The sequence below is a fragment of the Chryseobacterium phocaeense genome, assembly GCF_900169075.1.
Lineage (GTDB): Bacteria > Bacteroidota > Bacteroidia > Flavobacteriales > Weeksellaceae > Chryseobacterium > Chryseobacterium phocaeense.
In genome coordinates this window covers 1,137,096-1,156,174 of sequence record NZ_LT827015.1, presented here as the reverse complement: position 1 = coordinate 1,156,174, position 19,079 = coordinate 1,137,096, and the positions used below count along the sequence as shown (strand labels likewise).

General features: G+C 42.2%; 12 protein-coding genes. 1 reads left to right on the top strand and 11 read right to left on the bottom strand.

What is annotated here, in order from left to right; all coding sequences use genetic code 11:
- Window positions 1–20: 20 nt before the first annotated feature.
- The 6 genes from B7E04_RS11835 to B7E04_RS11810 all read right to left on the bottom strand — a co-directional run bounded on the left by B7E04_RS11835 (window position 21) and on the right by B7E04_RS11810 (window position 9,000).
- Window positions 21–593, bottom strand: coding sequence for a chemotaxis protein CheB (locus B7E04_RS11835; protein ID WP_139785389.1), 573 nt, complete (start codon window positions 591–593; stop codon window positions 21–23).
- 9 nt (window positions 594–602) lie between these two features.
- Entirely contained in the window at window positions 603–1,433 is an 831-nt protein-coding gene (locus B7E04_RS11830; RefSeq protein ID WP_062652376.1) for a CheR family methyltransferase, read from the bottom strand.
- Window positions 1,434–1,796, bottom strand: coding sequence for a response regulator (locus B7E04_RS11825; RefSeq protein WP_317043796.1), 363 nt, complete (start codon window positions 1,794–1,796; stop codon window positions 1,434–1,436). It lies immediately after the preceding gene.
- 4 nt (window positions 1,797–1,800) lie between these two features.
- Window positions 1,801–5,400, bottom strand: a complete 3,600-nt coding sequence (locus B7E04_RS11820) for a response regulator (RefSeq protein ID WP_080778842.1) — start codon at window positions 5,398–5,400, stop codon at window positions 1,801–1,803.
- Window positions 5,401–5,404: 4 nt separating this feature from the next.
- Complete coding sequence (locus B7E04_RS11815; protein ID WP_080778841.1) at window positions 5,405–6,880, bottom strand: hybrid sensor histidine kinase/response regulator; 1,476 nt, start codon at window positions 6,878–6,880, stop codon at window positions 5,405–5,407.
- Between the two features lie 317 nt (window positions 6,881–7,197).
- A complete protein-coding gene (locus B7E04_RS11810; protein WP_080778840.1) occupies window positions 7,198–9,000 on the bottom strand; it encodes a serine hydrolase in 1,803 nt (600 codons plus the stop codon).
- 397 nt (window positions 9,001–9,397) lie between these two features.
- Between B7E04_RS11810 and B7E04_RS11805 the strand changes: the two genes are divergently transcribed.
- Window positions 9,398–9,991, top strand: a complete 594-nt coding sequence (locus tag B7E04_RS11805) for an FAD-dependent oxidoreductase (RefSeq protein ID WP_139785388.1) — start codon at window positions 9,398–9,400, stop codon at window positions 9,989–9,991.
- Between the two features lie 66 nt (window positions 9,992–10,057).
- Here B7E04_RS11805 and B7E04_RS11800 read toward each other — a convergent pair whose 3' ends face one another.
- Genes B7E04_RS11800 through B7E04_RS11780 form a run of 5 tightly spaced genes read right to left on the bottom strand, consistent with a single transcriptional unit; the run spans window position 10,058 to window position 18,864 of the window.
- Window positions 10,058–10,471 (bottom strand): Imm51 family immunity protein, encoded by a 414-nt coding sequence (locus tag B7E04_RS11800; protein WP_080778838.1) that lies wholly within the window; start codon window positions 10,469–10,471, stop codon window positions 10,058–10,060.
- A 13-nt stretch (window positions 10,472–10,484) separates the two neighbouring features.
- Entirely contained in the window at window positions 10,485–10,985 is a 501-nt protein-coding gene (locus tag B7E04_RS11795; protein ID WP_080778837.1) for a hypothetical protein, read from the bottom strand.
- A gap of 14 nt (window positions 10,986–10,999) precedes the next feature.
- Window positions 11,000–15,379 carry a DUF6531 domain-containing protein gene (locus B7E04_RS11790; protein ID WP_080778836.1) on the bottom strand — a complete coding sequence of 1,460 codons (4,380 nt, stop codon included), beginning with the start codon at window positions 15,377–15,379 and terminating at the stop codon, window positions 11,000–11,002.
- A gap of 3 nt (window positions 15,380–15,382) precedes the next feature.
- A complete protein-coding gene (locus B7E04_RS11785; protein WP_080778835.1) occupies window positions 15,383–16,774 on the bottom strand; it encodes a tetratricopeptide repeat protein in 1,392 nt (463 codons plus the stop codon).
- Window positions 16,775–16,776: 2 nt separating this feature from the next.
- Entirely contained in the window at window positions 16,777–18,864 is a 2,088-nt protein-coding gene (locus tag B7E04_RS11780; protein WP_080780668.1) for a type VI secretion system Vgr family protein, read from the bottom strand.
- Between the last annotated feature and the right edge of the window lie 215 nt (window positions 18,865–19,079).

Genomic DNA, 19,079 nt, shown 5'->3' with positions numbered 1-19,079 from the left:
GGTTGTTCTTTATTTCTTACTTATAATTGATTGATATGGTCTGCCAGGTTATCCGGCGTGATGATCAGATCATAACTTACTTCTTCTACAGCATGTCTGGGCATATAATCTACCTCAGCGGTGCCTGGTTCCTGGATCCATACTTTTCCTTTGTTCTTTTTTATGCATCCCAAACCTTCCACCCCGTCTGCATTGGCGCCGGAAAGTAAAATCCCCACCAGCTTTTCGCCATAAACCTCAGCTGCAGAATTGAATGTGACATCAATGGAAGGTCTTGAATAGTTCATCTTCTCTGAAAAATCCAGCGACATCATTTTTTTATTTTCAAAAAGCAGGTGATAATCTGCCGGAACGATATAGACTTTGCTGTTTTCAATTTCCGTTTTGTCATCAATTTCTATGACCTCCATCGCTACAAACTGCTGCAGTAAGGTCTGCAGAATATTAGTAGAGGACGCCTTACGATGAACGACCAGAACAATGGGAAAATGCAGTTCGGTTTTTAATTTCTTCAGCATTTCCAGGATCACCTGCAGGCTTCCCGCAGATCCTCCTATCACGACTAATTCGGTGTCCGTTTTTTTTGCTTCCATGATCATGTATTAGTTATGTTCCGTTTTTTTCCAGATCCGCTGGTCATCAACCTGATGATACACCTTGTCCAGTTTTGAGAATCTCAGCGTTTCTTTCGAACCTAAAGCGAGATACCCCAGATTTTCAAGGCTGCTGTCGAAAAGTTTAAAGACACGTTCCTGCAGGTCCCGGTCAAAGTAAATCAGGACATTTCTGCAGATAATCAGCTGGAAACTGTTGAAAGAACTGTCTGAAACCAGATTATGGGTAGATAATATCAGTTTTTCCTGCAGGCTTTTATCGAATCTCACACTGTCATAGTTTGCAGTATAGTAATCCGAGAAGTCTTTTTTACCTCCGGATAAAATATAATTCTCAGAATAAAGTTTCATTTGCTGCAAAGGGAAAACACCCGATCTTGCAGTTTCCAGGACGGAGGGATTCAGGTCTGTACCATAGATCAAAGATTTGTGGTACAGGTTGGCTTCCTTTAGTAATATGGCCATTGAATAGGCTTCTTCACCTGTAGAGCAGCCCGCCACCCAGATCCTGATCAGCGGATAGGTTCCCAGCTGCGGCAGGATTTTCTCCCTGAGTTTTTTAAAGAAAAGCGGGTCCCGGAACATTTCCGTAACATTCACCGTGATCTCTTCCACAAAGCGTTTCAGATATTCGGGATCGTTGATGATGGTATACCGGAGCTCTGCAAAACTCGTAAACCTGTCGATGAGGCAGATTCTGTTGACCCGGCGTTTAAAAGAAGCCCTGCTGTACTCTGAAAAGTCATAGCCGTACATCTCATAAACATCTTTTATCAGGTATTCTACTTCTTCATCTTTTACGATACTGGGTTCTAACATCTAGGAAAGTTTTTCGATCGCTATCATTAACTGATCCACATCCACAGGCTTTGAAATATAGTCCTGAGCTCCCACATCCAGACATTTCTGACGGTCTTCAGGCATAGCCTGAGCAGTAACGGCAATAACAGGAACTTCGCTTATTCCCGGCGTATTTCTTATGATTTTAATGGCTTCATACCCATCCATTTCAGGCATCATCATATCCATCAGGACAATATCTATTTCCTGTTCTTTTAAAATATTAATAGCTACCTGGGCGCTGATGCAACTTTCAATCTGATATCCGCGGGATTTCAGGGTAAGCTTCAGAGCAAATATATTACGCGGATCATCGTCCACAATTAAAATTTTCTTTTTCATCATTTTAACTTTCGTATAGCCAAACCCTCAGTAAAGAAAGCAACTGGTCAATATCTACAGGTTTTGAAATATAATCCGACGCTCCTGCCACAATGCATTTTTCGCGGTCTCCGATCATGGATTTTGCGGTAATGGCAATAATGGGAAGTTTTGTAAACACAGGCATTTTTCTGATCTCCCTGATGGTTTCATAGCCATCCATTTCAGGCATCATCATATCCATCAGAATAACATCTATATCGCTGTGCTCTTTAATCTGCTGAAGGGCATGTTTTCCGTCCATGGCCACCACTACTTCTACTTTATATTTTTCCAAAGCTTTCGTCAGGGAGAAAATATTACGGACATCATCATCAGTAATAAGTATTTTTTTCCCGCTTAAAACTTCTGTTAAAGATCCTAGGACTTTGTTCCTTGCGGTTTCCACAGCGTTGTTTTTTTCTTCCACCAAATGTAAGAATAAACCTACTTCATCTAAAATCCTTTCGTAAGAATGAGCGGTTTTTACCACGATGGAGTCTGCATACTGTCTGATCTTCAGCTCTTCAGATTTGGATAAACTGTGCTCTGAAAATATAATGATCGGCAGGTTTTCCAGGCCTTCATAGCTTTTAATGGATTCTATGATCTGGTATTCGTTTCCTTTTGAAGCTCCGATATCCAGAATAACGCAGTCCTGTGTCTTAAGTGCTTTAACGCTGTCTTCCACATTATTTTCTACGGATAAGGAAATGTTGAAATTACTCAGGAAATAGGCTAAGGCACTGGCATGCTTGGCATTATTTTCAACAATTAAAACCTTTTGCGGAGATTTTTGAAGGGCGTCTTCAATCTTTTTGAATACATCCGTCATTTTATCTAGGGCCATGGGCTTATTAATGAAATCAATAGCTCCTTTCATAAGGCTTTCCCGTTCCACCTGAAGTACAGACATCATATGAACCGGAATATGTCTGGTTGCCGCATTGGATTTAAGCTCATCCATCACCTGCCAGCCGTCTTTCACCGGAAGCTGAACGTCCAGCAAAACAGCCTGCGGATGATACTGAACCGCTGCAGACAGGGCGTAATCTCCCCTTACCACAACCACTCCTTTGTATTGGTTCATGCGGGCATATTTAAGAAGCGCTTTTGCAAAATTAATATCGTCTTCCACAATCAGGATCACTTTATCTTCCGCGGTAATTCCGTCCCGGTCATCTTCCACGGCTTCCGGAATGGCAAGAATTTCTACCGGAACTACAGTTTCCGCATCTTCCAGAATATTCTGAATCTGTTCCACATCTTCACGGATGGTTTCTACAAGATGCTGGTCATTTTCAGGCTGAATGACTTCAGGGACTGCCGTTACAGGAATGGTCAGGCTGAATTCGCTTCCTTCATTTACCTTGCTTTTCAGGGATAATTCTCCTCCGAGCAGTCTTGCAATTTCACGGCTGATGGAAAGTCCCAGCCCGGTACCTCCGAACCTGCGGCGCGTAGATCCGTCTGCCTGCTGGAAGGCTTCAAAGATAATCGCCTGCTTTTCTTCCGGAATCCCGATTCCTGTATCTTTTACACTGAACACAATGAAATCTTTGTTTTCCGAATCTTTTTTAATGTTTAAACTGATGCTTCCTTCTGATGTAAATTTAATGGCATTGGACAAAAGGTTACGCAATACCTGATCTACACGAAGCCTGTCCGTTTCAATGGATTTTTCCACCTCTTCCTCTACATGGATATCAAATCTGATCTGTTTTTCCTGCATAATCGGGTTAAAGAGGCTTCTCAAATCCCTGACCACATCATTCACCGCAACATCCTGATACTCCAGGGTCATTTTTCCGGATTCTATTTTAGCAAGATCAAGGATTTCATCAATCAGCGTCAGCAGGCTGCTTCCTGAGCTCTGAATCACTTTTGCTGATTCTATCTGGTCTTCATTGAGGTTTTCATCCGGGTTTTCGGCCATTAATCTTGACAGAAGAAGGATTGAATTCAATGGGGTTCTGAGCTCGTGGGACATATTGGCCAGGAATTCAGATTTATACTTGGTGCTTAAGGCAAGCTCCTCCACTTTTTTCTGGATCTCGCCGTTTCGCTGGGCAATCAGATGGTTTCTTTCTTCCAGCATTCTTGAGCGTTCTTCCAGTTCGGCATTAGCCTGCATCAACTCTTCCTGCTGCACTTTCAGCTCTTCTTCGGAGGCCTGAAGCTTTTGGGTCTGTGCTTCAAGTTCGGTATTCAGGTTTTCCAGTTCTGAGTGCTGTACCTGTAATTCTTCCGACTGGGCCTGGGTTTCTTCGAGTAACTGCTGTTCTTTTTCACGTCCTTTTGCTGCATTTAATGCAATTCCGATATTCCTGCTGGATTCAGTGAAATAACCGATCCTGTCTTCGTCAAAATCTGAAGCAGATCCCAGTTCAAAAACACCAATGCAGTGCCCGTCCGCATGGATGGGCACGAGGAGAATTCCGTTTATTTTTATTCTGCTGCTGGCAAAACTTACCACAAAATCATCCTCATTAAGGTTGTTATACACCTGTATTTTTTCGCTGCTGAAAACCTGTCCAACCATACCTTCTCCCGGCTCGAAAGTTTTTTTCATCGTACTTTCAAGGCCTAGCGCTGTACTTAATTTTAATACTCCTTCATCATACAGGTATATAGCACCATTGATGCATTTCCCGTATTCAATAAGCTGGTATAAAGATTTATCGGAAACTTCCGCTACGGATTTATTTCCTACCAAAGATTCATTCAGCAAAGCGAGGCCTTTCTGGCGCCAGTCGCTTTTATTGATCTTGTCAAAAGATTTCTTCAGAGAATCCGTCATATGGTTTAAAGAATCTACCAGGTCCCCAAGGTCATCCTGTGCATGATCCACTGCCCTCTGGCTGTAATCACCGTTGGCCACTCTGTTTGCAATCTGCTGGATAGCGCTTACCCGTCTGCTGATTTCCAGATCTTTATTTCTCAGGTCTTTTTCCAGTTTATCCCTGCGGATCAGGTCTGCTCTTAACTTAAAGTAAAAAAATATGGTAACCACCACTGCTGCCAGGGCAGAAATCACAATAAACAGAACGGTTGTCCCGGATGAGCGGTTGAGATCTCTATTTTTAATTTCAAGCTGGCTGTCTTCATACTGTACAAAATCGTGGACGATCTGACGGCATTTGTCCATATAACTTTTACTCAACAGGATCTGCTCCTGAGTCATCACCTGACCATTCCGTCTGTTCTGAACAAAACTTTTCAGGTTTTCAATATTGTCATTAACGTTTTTTTCCAGAACATGTAAACGATCCAGCTGCTTTTTATCTGTAATATCTAGGGATTTTGCACGCTCTATTGCTTTTGAAAATTCACTTAAACTCCTGTTATAAGGTTCCAGAAAGCTCTCTCTTCCGGTAAGCTGATACCCTCTGTTTCCGGTTTCTGCATCCAGCAGGGCAACAAGAACATCTTTTACCGCCGTTACTGCACGTCTGCTTTTGCCCACGCTTTCTCTGTGATTCATCTGGTTCTGGATACTCAGGTAGGAGGCTACTGAGCTTGCAATAAGGATGAGCAGAGATATACCAACTCCAAACTGCAGGTTTCTGATTATATTTTTCGGCATGCGTTTAATTTAAAGGTAAGGTGAAAAAGAAGGTAGAGCCTTCGTCTACTTTACTGGATACTCCAATGGTTCCGTGGTGCTGCTTGATGATTTCCGAGCAGATAAACAGCCCGATTCCCATCCCCTGGAACTGCAGCGACGATTCTTCCACACGGTAGAATTTACGGAACACTGCGTCCTGCTTGAAGTCGGGAATGCCTATTCCGAAGTCCGTAACGTTGACTCTTACTTCCTGCTCTTCTTCATCTACAAAAGTGGTAACAATCACCTGATTGTTCTGAGGGGAATATTTTATGGCATTGGTGAGGAAATTGATCAGGACCTGTTCTATACGGATTTCGTCTATAGGAACAAGAATATCCGGTTTTACTCCGTGACGGTCTATCTTCACTTTGTTTTCATCATGAGTCTGTATAATGGTTTCAACGGCATTGCTGATTACATTTTCAAGAATGACCGGTTTTTTGCTGATCTTCAGTTTTCCGTTTTCTATTTTGGAAACATCCAGCAGATCGGTAATAAGGGTATTCAGTTTTTCGATCTGATCCTGAACTTTGGTCATAAAACCTGCTTCGGCACTTTGCTTATCCAGTTTTAGTTTACGGTCAAGTAACTGAACATATGCTTTTATACTCGTTAGTGGGGTTTTCAGCTCATGACTGGCAATACTGAGGAATTCATCCTTTTCTTTTTCCACTTTTTTCTGATCGTCAATATCGGTAAAGGTTCCCACCCAGTTTTTAATGCCGTTTTCATCATTCACAGGGGTTATCCGCAACAGATGATAGCGGTAATCTCCGGAGTCTTTATTTTTGATCCGGACTTCCATCTCAAGTGCTTTATTTTTTTTCATACAGCGCTCAAATTCTTCCCTGATATTGAGATCATCCTCGTGAACTTCAGGAAAATCCAGATTTGAATCTGCATATTTGAACCATTTCTGATTTACAAATTCTATATTTCCTTCTTCATTAAGCGTGAATGCAATCTGTGGCAGGGACTCCAGCATCAATTGAAAATGATCGATCTGGGATTTCATAGTCACCTGGGATTCCCGTCTGCCTTTAACCTCCAGTTCCAGGCTCTCCTGTGTCTTTTTCATAGCCAGGTTCTGTTCCTGAAGGTTGTAAAAAGTCTTCACTTTCAACAGTAAAATTTCAGGATCTACCGGCTTGGTGACATAATCTTTTCCCCCGGAAGCATATCCTCTGGTAATGAATTTTTTTTCGGTATTGACGGCCGATAAAAATATAATGGGAACTTCTTTGGTTTTGCTGTAATCGGCTAATGTTTCAGCCACTTCAAACCCATCCATTCCGGGCATCTGCACATCGAGAATAATCAGTGCATAATTATTTTTTATGGCTTTTCCTAGTGCCTCTTCTCCGGAATTCGCTGTATCTACCTGGAAATCTTTAGATTCCAGCAGCTTTTTCAGTGAATAAAGATTGCTTTCGTTATCATCAACAATTAAGATCATAGAATGAATCGTCTTGGTAGGTTTATAAATATTTTTGGCAACATCAAAAATACTTACAAAATTCCGAAAAACATTTATTTTTTAATCATTTTATGGTCACATACCACACATATATACTTATAAATCAATTTTTAAAAAAAATATTACTATACCAGTCATTTTATTTAAAAAATGGCCAATTTATTCAATAACTGATATTAAAAAAAGTATGCAATACCTATAAAAACAGCTTCCAATCCCGAAAAATCGGTCATTGTTATCCAATCACGGCAGGATTAAAAGAAAACTGCCTCCAATATTTGAAGACAGTTCTCTGCTTATAATGTTTTTAAAACCTTTGCCGCATGTTCGCTTTTGGGGTTTATTTCCAGAACTTTCTGATAATTTTCGCGGGCCTTATCTTTTTGCCCTGCCTTCAGATAAGCTTCTCCCAGCGCATTGTAAACATTCTCTCTTTTTGGGTACAGCATTACATTCACCCGGAAAACATCAATTGCTTTTGTAAAGTCTTTTCTTCCAAGCATCAGATACCCCACATGGTTCAGGTAATCCTCGGAAAGAAGACGGTGGTTGCTATCTTTGATCTTAGCATTTTTATAGGCTTCCAGTCCCTGTTCGAAATTCCCATCCAAAACCATTTCCAGAGGAGTTTTTTCGTTATCACTTAACAATGCTCCCTGCGACCGGATTTTATCGTTGGGAAGAATCTGAACAAGCTCCTTCTTTCCTGTCTTCTCATTTTTCACGGTATAAAGCTGGAATTCCCATTCGCGGACTGCATACCGGTCTTTTGCTACTTTTATAAGTTCCATAGGGTCTTCTGCATTATTCACCGTCATCAGCTTATTTTTTTCACGGTAAATCCTGAAAAGACCATAATTTTCATTAGCGTATCTGCCAATATTTTCAAAATCCTCCTTATTTAAAGGAATTATTTTGGGAGCCGGAGAATTATATCCTGTCCAGTGATAGACTTCCGCTACAGAACGGATGAGCTCTTCTATAAAAGCCGGTTTATTGGTATTCGTTAACACCACAATTCCATCACCGCTTGTTTTACCGGCTATGAATCTGCTGGAAAAGCCTTCGTTCCAGCCGCCGTGCTGAAAATAGTCCTGTCCTTTCCTGTCTTCGAGAAAGACACCCTGTCCAATGAATGTGTCAACATAAGGAGTTGTAAATTCCTGCGCTGTCTTTTGTGAAATAATGGCTGAGCTTTTACCATTCAGGGTATTCTGGACATCAATTACAAATTTAGCCAGGTCTTCGGCTGTGGTCCATAAACCTGCGGCTGCCTGCTCGGGATAGGTATGATACCTTCCGGGAACTCTTTTTCCCTCTTCGTTATATGCTGTTGCAGCGTATTGTACCTGTGCCTGAGGCAGAGGCTGTGAAAAGGTACTGTTTTTCATCCCGAGAGGGGTAAGCACATTGTCTTTCATGATGGTGGTAAAGTCTTTTCCTTCCACATCGATGAGTATCTGCTGCATCACACAATACCCTCCTCCGGCGTACCGGAATGATTTTCCGGGTGTTTTGTCTACAAAAACTGCGGGAGAATTAGAGGGAGCCTGCCCGTTCAGCACCTGAACCAATGTAGGAATCGGTTTTCCGGCTTCATAACCGGGAAATCCGCTCACCGTGAGGCCTGCGGTATGGCTCAGTATATTTCTGAGACTGACATTTTTTTCTTTTGTCAATTCATTTTCAGGAATTTTCCAGGATTTCAGATAGGAGTTGACATCTGCATCGGGATTAATTTTCCCGGCTTCCACTTCTTTAAAGGCTGCATACGCACTTACCGGCTTACTCATGGAGGCGGCCTGGAATAATGTTTCGGAATTCACCGGCGTTTTGGATTCTACATCTGCATATCCATACGTCTTAGTCCAGATTACTTTCGAGTTTTTGATTACTGCAATGCTGACTCCGGGAATATTGTAATATTTCATCCTGGATTTTAGGGTCCATAACGGTTCACCCTGAAAACGAACGGCTGGCATTAATCCGGCTTCTACTTTAGCAATTTCAGTATTTATCTGTGCCGGGGTCTGTGCGGAAACAGGAATGGAAGCAGCTCCGATCATGAGCCCCATATAAAGAGGAGTTTTAATTTTCATTTTATTTTGGCATTTAGCGCTCCAAAAATACTCAAGTTTTATCGTTAAATAAAGGATTTTTATTGAGTGTTTGGAAAAATTAACAGGAAATTATTTAAGCTGATTATTTAAGAGTTGGAAGATGGAAGATGGAGGCTGGAAGTTACTGACAGACATTCCTATTTAGACAAAGGTTTCAAAATCTGATGATAAAATTTCTTAAAAATAGAAATATCTCCAGATTCAGGTTATTTGGTTGTGCTCTTCCTGAGATCCGCCAGGCTGTATTTTTTAGGATTTATTCCGGTGTGTTCTTTGAAGATAATTCCTGGTATTTAGAAAATAACTAAACAGGCTGTCGCCAAAGATCTGTTTAGTTTCCACATCCTGAACATTTAGGGGATAAAGATGCTTTTCATTGCGTTTTTCGAGTGCCATGAGCAATCTGCAGATCAGTTCTTCTGCCATTAGTTATTTTATCTCTAATATGGCTGCCTATCGTGGTAATTTAATTGTCGTAAATCCCTGCAATAACGGTACTATGACTTACGGTGTTATTTTGAAAAGGCCTGAAAGTCCAAATGATATACAGGTTCCGGAATGCCGTGATACGCTTCTTATCCGTGATTTTTTTTTAAGCAGATTTACAGATTGGGATGACCGTTTTAAGGTATTACTTCATTCTACATCTAATTTCTGGTGTCTTCCGACAAGAAAATTTCCGCTGAAACAGTCGTGGAACGGTTCCCGTCCATTTCCAATCACATTGGTTGGGGATGCTGCTCATATGATGCCTCCTTTTGCCGGCCAGGGTGTTAATACCGGATTAAAGGATGCGCTGATTTTATCTGAACAGCTGACTGCCGGAAATCACAAAACACTGAACGATGCTATTGAAAGCTATGAAAAAGAAATGTTTGTATATGCCTCAGAAGCCCAGTTTGCATCGAATAAAAATGAGGTGGAAATGCGTGAAGCTGATTTTTCTTTTGAACGGTTGATTATGGGGTAGATTATATTTTCGGCGAGGTCTGCGACCTCGCCGAAAATATAATGATTCAAATGTTTTAAAATCAACCTAATTTTGGCTTATCCTGATGTTTCTGAAAATATTTTGAAGGCATTCTAACATGACGTGAAATGCATCTTTAGAAACCGTGGCTATGCTGCAGGTTTCGGCCTCAGGATCGAATTCTAAAGATTCAAACGTTTGGGGACTGCATCTTTGAAGCTCCGTGGCCAGGAATTCAGCCCATCCGTATCCATTCTGTTCATACCCCCTCGATGAAATAAATATATTTGATTGTTCAAATTCAGAAGATCCCGGATCAAACTGAACCGAAAATAAAAAATCTCCTTCTTCGGTATCTCCCTCAACAAAATTTATTTCAATAAAGAAAGGTGCATATTCATCTGTTTCCCAAAACCCTTCTTCCTGAACTATTTCAAATATATCATCCGGCAGAAGCAGTTCATTAAAATTATATTCCATCTTAAGCCTGCTGTTAATAAGTAAACAATTTGATTTCTTCCGTACTAGCGGGATAGGGATAACTTTCTATTTCTTCATAATTCATCCTTTTTTTCAACTCATCTAACTCTTCTTTTGTAATTTTTTTTGAAATAAGAATCAAAAATGAGCCTAATGCATCATAGATCAGATCAGCATATAAACGGGGAGTTATGGAATCACCTAGTTTTGTAGAAACCACACTTAGCAATGCAAATTTTAAATCTCCCTGTTTGTTGAATTTCGGTTCAGGTCTAAACTTATCATCATCAGTATTAAAAGGGGAATCTGTAAAAAATTTATGCTTTTCAGGATCAAATTTTTTCAGATCGAAAGTAAGCCTGTAATTGGATTTTTCGTCTGTCATTACTTTTTTACCTTTCAACAGATTCTCATAGATATAATTCCATACATATTCCCTTACCTTATGTGAAATTTTAGGAGTAGTATCTATTTCCTCTTTTTTAACCATAGTTCTTATTTCAAACTTTTCCATTTATTTTATTAATATTAGTGATGTACATTTACCTTATTGTCCTTCATTTTTAAGTCTTTTTTCAAATCGTGAACTCCATTAAAATCATCCGCAAGAGGGCCAAGATGTGCATGAGCCCTGTTACCCGATGGAATTTTGCCAGTAGCATCCAAATGCGCAAGTATAGCTCTATTTTCTATTTCTCTCATATCCGCCGTACTGATAGAAGAATGAAACTGGGTATCCAACTTCACATCATCATAATTAGAATATGCTTTCCTCAATTGAGATGATAAACGCGTCGGGGTCCCCGCCGGAATAACAGTAACACTTCCATTCGGTCTTATTACGGAAATATCAGTTTTTGTTACCCTGTTGGCATTGGCATTGGCAATACCATATTTAAATTGAGTTCCATTGATTTTTATATCATATAAAATACTATCAGAGATATTACCTAATTCATTTCCATGCCATCCGTATATATCCACCCAATAGTTAGTATCATGAACATACCCATACAAAACCATTCCTCCATTTAGCCCTATCGGGTCCTGGCTTATATAGCTTCCACTTTCATTATCATAATACCGGAAACGGTTATAAGCAAGCCCTGTTTCTGCATCCACATATTGCCCCTGATACAGAAACGGTACAAAATCATTATTCCCTTTTCTAGCCTTTCCGTAAATATCCAGCTCCCTTTCCCAGACTAAAGATCCATTGCTGTCATAGGCATGGGTTGGGGTTCCCAGATAGTCGCTGATAATGCTAAACTGTTCTTCTCCAATAGTTTTCCCGCATGGCACAAAGCTTCCCTCCTGGTACAGCCAAGTTATTACATTTTCTGCAGATTCAGGGATTTCTTCTATATTATTTTCGGCATCAATATGTAAGGACGGAGGAAATTCACCTTCATACTGCCATTCATGTAAAGGGACATTTCCATCCCATACCCAGCGGGTAACTTTATTTTTATGCTGTTTGGCAATACGCCGTCCCAGCGGATCGTATGAGAAAGCAATTTCACTTCCCTGCGGCAATATCACCTTAGCAAGCATTCCGTTTCCTTTCCATTCATACTGCCAGCCTACGCCGCTTCCCATGAGACTGATTCCGTATTTATGCTCTACCGTGGAAGAAGGTACTGCAGCCGCCTGGGTGCTTTTCCTGAACTCTTTAAATATAAGGTTTCCTTCTGCATCATAATAGTAATTGTAGCGGATGTCTTTCAGCAGCTTTCCTCCGGCTCCGTAGGTACGGTCCGTATGATCCGGTGTTTCAAAGAGGTTTCCTATAGCATCCGGGGCTTTGTAGATGGTTTCCACCTGCTGGCGGTTCTGGTAGGTACCACTCACCAGATTGTCCCAGGCATCATAACTAAAGCTGGCGCTGGCTCCTGTAATTTCATTAACGGTCTTCAGCAGCCTGTTGGCGGTTCCCCACATATAGCGGGTACGGTTTTTCTCAACATTATGATTGCTGATGCTCCGGCGTATTACCCTTCCCTGTTGGTCATGCTCCGTGATCTGGCTGATGCCTCCGGTCAGTTCCCGTTGTATTTCCAGGCCTGTGGCATCATATTGCCATTGAGCTTTCCAGCTTCCGCTTTCCATTTGTGCCAGTTGCCCGAAATGATCGTGCTGGCTGGTGATATCGGCTCCTAAAGAACTCCGGGTCACTAAGGAGTTATTTTCTTTGTCTGCTGTTTTACTCACCCAGTGCTGTCCCTGCTGTTCTTTAATAATTCGGCCGTCCTTTCCGCGCTGTATTTTTATCGTGATATCCTGGTTTAAAGCTCCGGTTAACAGGCCGTCTTTATTGTAATGATATCCTGCAAATGAAAGGTCATTGTGCTGTTCGGCTATCACATTTCCGATGCCATCATAATCATATTCTGTCCAGCGGTTGTCAGGCCGTATCACTTTTTTTACTCTTCCGATGGCATCTCTTTCGTACTGGCGGTGCAGCCCGTCAAATCCCCATTCGTTAATCACATCTCCTTTTCCATCAAGGGCAAAACGGTATACTTCTTCTTTTTCATTGCTGATGCTTTTCAGCTGGAGCTCTGTATCGTACCCGAATTTCACGGTACGGCTATTTTGTGTCCGGCTCAGTAAAATACCCAGGCTGCCATATTTAAACCGTACATCATGCAGGTCGTCCTTCGCATGGATGATGTTGTAAGAGGTATCATATTCAAAATAATGCTCGTTTCCATCCGGTTCTTTTAGATAGATGACGTTTCCGGCATCATCATATTTATAATAGGTTAGATTTCCCCTTGGATCACGCTCACTCGTTACATTCCCCATTTCATCATACTCCCATTTGCTGTAAGTTTCATTGGGATAGATGATCTGTATGAGATGATTGGACTGGTCATAAAAAAAATGGACCGCACGATTCTTATCATCCGTAATTTTTCTCAGGAACCTGTCCTCATACTGATAATACAGCTTCTCACCTGAAGGCAGCTTCTTCTGTATGATCCGGTTGAATTCATCATAGGTCCACTCTATTTCCGCACCTCCGGGACTGGTTAATTTGGTTAAATTAAACGCATCATCATACTGAAATTGAGTTTGGCCATTGTTTTCGTTTTCACTGGATTTTAATAAGCCGTTTTCAGTGTACAGGAATTTCTTTGTTAAACCTTCGGCATTTATGATCAGTTCAAGTTCCTGGCACTGATTGTATTTCTGATGGGTAACTCCGCCGTTTTCATCTATTATTTTGTAAATCAGCTTACGGTCATCATAAAAGTATTCTGTGGTATAGCCCAGACTGTTTCTCGTGATGGTTTGCCCGGGATGATATTCTGTAAAATATTCCAGTATACCGCCATCACCCCAGGTATGTATGCATCTGGCTTCATCGCCTGCGCCTTCATATTCCCAGTAGAAATTCTGGCCGGTCTGGTTGGTGAGCTGTACGAGCAAATGACCATTATAGCGAAAATGCTTTTCTGCCCCTATCACATCTTTGTTGTATACCATATTGCCCGATTCATCATACCAGTAACGGATATAAGTGATCTCGCGGTTCCCGGAAACGGTATATAAGCGGGTAATGCGGTGTTCGGAATCATTTTCTATCCTGATGATCCTGCCCGTGCTGTCTTTTATGTATTTTAAATCGCCGTTGGAATGGTATTCAAAAGCCATTTCAAATCCGTCTGGAGTAGCTATCGAAGAAAGCATTTTATAGCCCTCCTGATTTCGTGCTCCGTTGAATCTGTATTGTAATTTGTTAGCGTCTGTTAGCAGATATCCCTTTTTATCTTTAGTAAAGGTTAGCTGTTCTGTCCTGTTAAAATATTTTTCACCGGAACCAAGTAACGGAACCACGGTTTCCCGGCCGTCTGATAAACGTAAGGACGCAAATTCATTCCCTAAATCATAAAGGCCCATATTATAGCTGTGATGCCAGTTGTAGCCTAAAGGCCCGTTTGTTTCAGCATCACTGTAATAGGTCCGCTGCCAAACGAAAGGGATAGGTCCCGGAAGTTCAATATCTGTGTTTGTAGAATATACCCTTCCGGTAGCAGCATCTACAGGCTCACCGAATAAGCGGCATTTTACAGGCTGTAAAACCTTGGCCAGCTTCGGTTTATTAGGCTCAATCCTGTGAATGAAATCCTGCAGCTTGTCCCCTCCTTTTTTCCATAATTTCCCCATTCCTTTCAATCCCAGGCTCATGGCCAGCTGAAAGAGATCAATGGTAGGTGGGCCTCCTGCCAGTACGGGTTTTCCCGCTGATGTTATAATCAGAAGCATGGAGGTTGGCGCCATTAAAGCTACTTTCGGTTTGGGTTTTGTAATACGGAAAGGGGCCGGAATTCCTATTAAATTGCAGGATAACGCCAGGTGAAACTGGGTACTGCACGGCCCGCCGTCTGCTAAAACCGTAGAGCTTCCCAAAAACATTTCGGAACTTGCGATAGGTTTTACAATAGGAAACGGAATATGCAGAAAAATTCCGGGTAAGTGCTGAATTCCGGTTCCTGCATTGGCTACCCACTGCCCGTGAACCTGTACTGACGGTTTCATCCCGTTGACAATAGCGGTACAGATAGAAGCTAAGCTTGTCGGTGGCGGGGAACCATCTGCGGGAGGAGCCGGAGGCTCCGGAAGAACACTTGAAATAGCGTTCATAATGGCACTCATAATATCGAAAACCATCCCGATATGAGGTACGGGTAACAGCGGCATTGGCGGAAATATGGTTTCGTGGAAATCGATACCGATGGCCAGGTCAAAATACTTCCCGACCGGCATTCCCGGCATAGCAGGTAAGATACTGGCCATATCTTTCTGTAAATGGTCCAATTTGTTTTTGGCTTCCCCAAAAAGTTCACCAAAGCCTTTCCGCGGCGCGGGTGAGGTTACTACTTTTCCTACGAGATCTGACATAGGCTAGTTTTTAAGTTTTGATAATTGCTCTTTCCAAACCGATTGTTCCATTTTTAACGAAGCTGAATCTACGCCAGCCTGCGCCAATAAGATTTCCCAATCATCTCCTAACCAATCTGCCAGCTGCAGTTTAATTTCGTTTACTTCATCTGCCGTTTTGATCTGCTTTCCTAAATAAAGAGCCATAAAGGCTGCATGCAAAAAAGTAGACTGTCTTCTTACGCTGATCTCTAAATACGCTCCTGCTGCCAGGGAAAACAATACATTTTCAAAAGCTTTCTGCAGATTATTTTTTTCGTAATAAATATGGGCTATCAGCCTGTTGGCCTCCATGATATAATATACATCCTGCCGTTGGGAGGCCTTTTCTGAAAGATCCTGGTAAATCAGTAAAGCAGCATCCCGGTTTTTATTTCCATACAACAGCGCTGCTTTTAAGAGCATACAGGATTTCCAGACCGGATATCCTGTTGCATCATCCTCTGCCATCGCTTTTGAAGATTCTTCTAAGGCTTTATCGGTATATTTTTCGCTTTTTTTGGTATTCTGTACCGAAAAATAGGCTTGGGACGCTACCAGCAGCCCCGCAATTTTAGAGGATATGGTCCCGATTTCCTTTGTAATATCCAGAAGGCGTTTCACTTCCGTATCTGTCCGGTTTTGTACTTTTTTGGTTGTAGAATCCATGACCACAATGACCTGCTTTCTGAACCTGGCATCTGGATCTACAGTATTATAGCTGTCACTGGATTTATACATTTCATTTTTAATGGCTTCAGCCATTTTCAGCTTTGGCTTTAAATAATGATACAGAGACTCACCATCTTTTTTCCCCTGGAGCTCGATACGTCTTTCCTCTGCAAGATCCATCGTCACCAGACGCAGGCTATCCGGAAGTATTCCTATGACCTGCTGAAACCAGTGGGCTATATTTTGTTGGGTCTGCACGGCCAGAGGAAAATACAGACAGAAATAAAACGGTCCGGACTGATCCGTTATGCTCATCTTAAGGCGTTCCAGTTCGCTGAACAGGCTGGCGGCATCGGGTGGCAGCTGACTGTCGGGAATAAACTGTTCTCTGATCATATTATTTTCCCAAAGGGCCCGGTGAAGGTCTTTTTCTTTATCCGGATGCGGTGTAAACCACATCAGGAATTCGTTCCATAATTGTTGTTCAAACACCTGCCTGTCTCCTTTATATTCCGTTTCGAAACGGAAAAAAATATCGTTGGCTTCTCCTACAGGGGATTGCTCGATCTGCATGAATTTATCAATGATTTCTACATCGGCATACTGGGTTACCCAGACCGCCAGCCTCCAGGACTGATCTTTTTCTGCAGCAGCCCAGAGATCCCTGAGTTTATAATATTCCTGTGCTATTGAAGAGGTGTCCATAATTAAGAATTCAGTTTTACCAGTCCTCCTGTAATAATTGTTTCACCGTCTCCGTTCATGGAAACCTTGCTTCCGCTGATGCTTGTCTCTTTTCCGGTGATCTGGACTTCCTTGCTTCCGGAGGTGGTGACGGTGGTACCGCTTACGGCTGCCACATTCGCTTCTGAACTGAGTTCTATTCCTGCTTTACCGCTTCCTACAGAAACAATGGTATCTCCCACCACATGAATATTTTTAGCGTGAATGGTAATGGTTTCATCATCAATTACAATGGATGATTTTCCGTTGTCCAGAGATATTTTCTTACTGGCCACGGCGGAAATGGTATTGGTCCCATCCACGGTGATGATATTCCCTCCTGATTTATCTTTTATGGTGATAGCGCCTGCATCGTCAAGGCTTACGGTATGCCCGCTTTTGCTGCTGAGGCTTTTGATGTTATTGCCCTGGCCGCCTCCGCCTCCTGCTCCGCCATGGAACATTCCGCCCATCACGAAAGGACGGTCCGGATGTTGGTGAACAAAATTGACCATAATCTGGTCATCTACTTCAGGAATAGCCATGAATCCACGGTTTTTACTTACTTTTTCACTGCTTCCGCCATCGGGAGTCATCACGCGGATAAATTCTGTGGTATCGGGGCCATTCTGCCAGTCGAACTGTACCTGAACGCGTCCCTGATTTAGCGGATCGGTATTGGAAATCACTTTCCCGAACTGGGGTTCCGCTTTAGGGTACTGAAATTCTGGCCTTGGCATAAATCCCGTATCAGCTGCAATGGCTTCAAAAGATCCGGTGTAATATCCACGGGCATCTACCTCGTGGCTTACTTCCGTCATCATGAGCTTTGTAAAGTAGGAAGTTTCATTGCTGTCCGGCTTACGCATCTCTATATCTGCGGTACAGCCCGGATATAAAAAAGGAACAGAAGTGGTGCCGGAAGTTGTGAACACATCAACCGAATTACTGCCTGCAGCTCCTTTTTGTGAAGCATCGATATCCATTACTTTGGAAGCTTTTATAGGGGCTATACTCAGGGATGGAGTAATGAATGTCTTTTCTGAAATCTCATAAGCCCGTCTGGCAATATCCGAGGTATGGTTTATCTTTGAATTCCCTGTGGTCAGCTTTTCGTTTTTACTGCTGTTGTAGCCATAATAGCACGGTTTCACATGCTGGGCCTTCATTTTGATCTTTACATCGGCCACATTGCTTCCGTAAGTGAGCTTAACAGGTTTCTGCTGGGGCGGCAGTTTTCCGAAGTGCAGGACTTCTCCGTCATAGAAAAACTGTTCTCCATACGCCTCTGCTATTCTTGAGAGATAGTTATAATGGGTTTCGTCATACTGGGAACTGTAGGAAACATTTCCGTACTGTGCGTCTACCCTTACATCAAATTTGCTGGCCCCCAGACCTTCTTTAATCACGTGGTCAGCAATATTATTAAGGCTTATTTCCTGCTTTCCTCCAAAGCTTTGGGTATGCGGAGCAGAATCCAGCAGCTTGGTAGGACTGTACCCTGTGAGAATGATATTTCCCAGGCTTCCTTTATCCTGATCAAATCCCACTTCGGTAATCACGCCGACGAAATTTCTTTCCGGGCCGTCTTCTACATCTTTATATTTGAACACCACGGTAATCCTTTTCCCCAGAAAGCTCTGCGCTTCTTCCAGGTTATGGTTTTCTGCGCTTCCCAGTGTGTCGTGGGCTAATGTGAGGTTAAACTCATGGTGCCTGACAGCACTTTGGGTAAGTTTAAAATGCTTGAAAAATCTGATGGGTTTCCCTTCAACGAAAATTTCAAGTTTTACCACCCTGTTTATTCCTGCAATAGCACTTTCCGGGATGGCTTCGGCGTTGAAGATATTTGAAGTGGGCTGCTTCGCCCATACTTTATTTTCGATAACCGTGGGGGTATTTTTCAGCAAAGGCTGGTTCATAAAGCTCTGTGCGGTATCACTTACGGTTTTGATCCGGGAGACTGCTTTTTTTGAGTCTTTGATGTTCGCCGCTTCCCCGATAGTGCCGGCTAAATCTATTTTAGATGAATCTAGTCCCTTCTTGGACAGATTCTTTTCTTCCTGAAACATGGTATACTTTTTTTCGGTAGTGTGGATGTGGACCGGAATTTCTTCCTGAGAACAATGAGACCATTCTGCTCGTAAAACAACAGATTTCATGCATTAGCCTCCTTTGCAAGAATCTTTATAGTGTTTTGAGATGGTTCGGTAAGAGTTTTATATTCTGTAAAACTCGGCTTAACTGCTTATCAGCAGCGGTGTTGGGTCAATTTGGCTTTTTTTCA